We start from the raw sequence: 2,561 nt of genomic DNA on the forward strand, positions 1-2,561 counted from the left end.
CGGACCGGGGCCGCGCCGGCGGCGCGTGCGGCGGTGCAGTTCTTGAAGTAGACGGCCGCCGCCGTCGTGGGCGGGGCAGGGGTGTAGGTCCTGCGGGGCGCCGGCGTCTGGGCCTTCCTCGGCGTCAGCTCCGGGGCCCGGGTCCTGCTGGGCGCCTGGGCCGACGGGGCCGGGGCGGGTGACTGCGTGGAACGGGTGATGACCGAATACGCGGTCGCGGCGGTCTGCGCGGTGGGGAGGGCCTGGTCCGGGCAGCCGTCGAGTACGCGGGTCATGGCGTCCTTCTCGGCGGAGGTCACCCAGAGTCCGTATTCCGCCTTGACGGCGATCTGCCGGGCGACGTAGTCGCAGCGGAACGACCGGTTCGGTGGCAGCCAGGAGGCGGCGTCGGAATCGGACTTCTGGGCGTTCGCCGGTCCGTCCACGGCGAGCAGGTTCACCGGGTCGTTCGCGAACCGGATCCGCTCGTCCGCGGAGAGCTGCCGGGCACCCTTCTGCCAGGCGTCGGACAGGGCGACCACGTGGTCGATCTGCACGTCGTTGGATGTGTCCTGGCCGCGGAGGAAGTGGATCTCGGTGGCGGTGTAGGGGTCATCGAGCACCCCGGAGAGGACCACGCAGTCATGGGTGCCGGGCTTGAACCGCTCCCCGGCCAGGTCGCGGGCCAGCATGTCGTTGCGGGTGTCGCAGCCGTTGCGGTCGACGTCCGCCCACGCCGGGCCGAATTGGTCCCGGCCGTAACCGGTCTTCGGCGCCCGTCCCTTCACCGGCAGGGCCTCCAGGACGGCCAGTGCGGTCCCGGCCGCTGCCGGTCCGGAACCCTGGCGCTGCGGGGCGATGGTCGGTGACGGCGTGCCGGTGGCCAATGACCGGTCTGCCGTGGCCCGCGGGTGGGGGGCCGGGGTGGTGGCCGCGGTCGATGCGGCCTGAGCACTGGGGGTTGTCGGGGTCGCGGCAACGCTCGCCGCGGCCGTCGTGGCCGTCGTGCTGGCCGTGGGGGTGGAGGAGGGGCTGTCCGCGCCCGGGACACACCCGGTGGTGACCAGGACGAGGGCCAGGGCTGCGGAACCTGCGGACAGGAGGCGCTGGAGATTCATGGAGACGGTGCTTTCGGGGATGACGCCGGGTGCTGACCGGGATCCGGTCAGTGGGGTGCCCGCGGAGGCATCGCGGGACACGGTGACCCAGGCGGGTGAGACGGTGGGGTCATTCCAGTATCGCCGATGGTCACGGTCAAAACCGGGATTGACCCACTCGAATCTCTGCCCACCGGTGACGGCGCATCGTCCGGCGGCCGAACCCCTGTCTGGAGAGCAGGCATTGTCTGGGCAACAGGCACCCCGGGTGGCCGACGAGTCGTCGTGCGGCACCCGGGGTGTCCTGCGCAGGGACTGGAGAGATTGACGCGAGGAGAAGGGCCGCGGGGTGAGCGAGGACCCTGCCCCGGTCCGGTTACAGGCCCGTCTGGTCCACGCCGTAGGTGGCCTGCTCCGCGGTGAAACCCTCGAAGACCAACTGGTCGATCAGGCCCTGCCGCGAGAAGGACGTGAAGTCGAGGTAGTTGGCGGCGGACTGAGCGGCCTGTTCCTTCCAGTCGACCGTCAGGCGGTCCACGGCCCAGGTGGCGTCCGCGGTCGAGTACCCCTCGAACTCCAGCTGGTCGATCAGGCCCGGCCGGGAGAAGGCGGTGAAGTCCAGGTATTTCTCGGCGGACCGCAGGGCGTTCTGCTGGCTCACCGTACCGGCCGTGGCCGCAGCCTCCTCGGCGGCCTGTGCCTCAGCCTCAGCCTCAGCCTCAGCCTTGGCCTCAGCCTTGGCCTCAGCTTCTGCCTCGGCCTCAGCCTCTGCTTCGGCCTCCTGGGACGCCTGGGCCTCGGCTTCCGCCTTCACCTCAGCGTCGATCTTCCTAGTGGCCTCAGCCTCAGCCGCGGCCTCGGCGGACTCCTGGGCCTTCTTCTCAGCCCGGGCGCTGGCCTCTGCCCCCGTGTCTTCGGTGGGCTGGGCGGTCGAGGGGCTGGCGATGGACGTGCCCTGCGGCGCGGCCTCCGTCTCCGGGACGTCCCCGCCGTCACCGGCGATCCCTGCGGCGACGAACAGGGCCAGGAGGCCGGTGGGCAGGATGAACCGCTTCTTGCGGTACCAGGGCCGTGCGGACTTCTTCGCAGCCTGGTCGGTGTAGGGGGACGTGACAACAGGGTCGTGGGGCGAGGTGCCCGAGGGGAATGACTGGTTCCCGGTCATGGGAAGCTCCTTCATGAGACTCGCGGGGGAAGCGATGGTCGGTGTCACACGGCAGTGCGGTGGGGACTGCAATGCCGCTTCTCCGGGGTGCTGCCGGAGCAGGGATCGAAGGGGATGTCCCGCGTGCGGCGGGTTCGATCGTGGTGGCGACCTTACGCAGGGCGGCGGACACGCTAAGGGAACGCGCTGCCGGACGGCCCTCCGCAGGCCCCGCCCTCGAGAGAGCGAGAAACTTCTCGCTGATTAGGGGTTTGCCCTCAGGCCACCCTCGTCCTCGGCGCCGCCCGGCTCCTCGGGTCCGTGCATCCGGACCAGCCCCG

At 71.0% G+C, this 2,561-nt stretch carries 2 protein-coding genes; both read right to left on the bottom strand.

What is annotated here, in order from left to right; genetic code table 11:
- Positions 1-1,097: HNH endonuclease family protein (locus PLJ28_RS15545; RefSeq protein WP_324590409.1), on the bottom strand; the 1,097-nt coding region annotated here is incomplete at its 3' end.
- Between the two features lie 355 nt (positions 1,098-1,452).
- On the bottom strand, positions 1,453-2,241 hold the full coding sequence (locus tag PLJ28_RS15550) for an Ltp family lipoprotein (protein ID WP_324590410.1): 789 nt from the start codon (positions 2,239-2,241) through the stop codon (positions 1,453-1,455).
- Positions 2,242-2,561: the final 320 nt, after the last annotated feature.

The sequence above is a fragment of the Citricoccus sp. genome, from assembly GCF_035445025.1.
In the GTDB taxonomy this organism is placed as follows: Bacteria; Actinomycetota; Actinomycetes; order Actinomycetales; family Micrococcaceae; genus Citricoccus.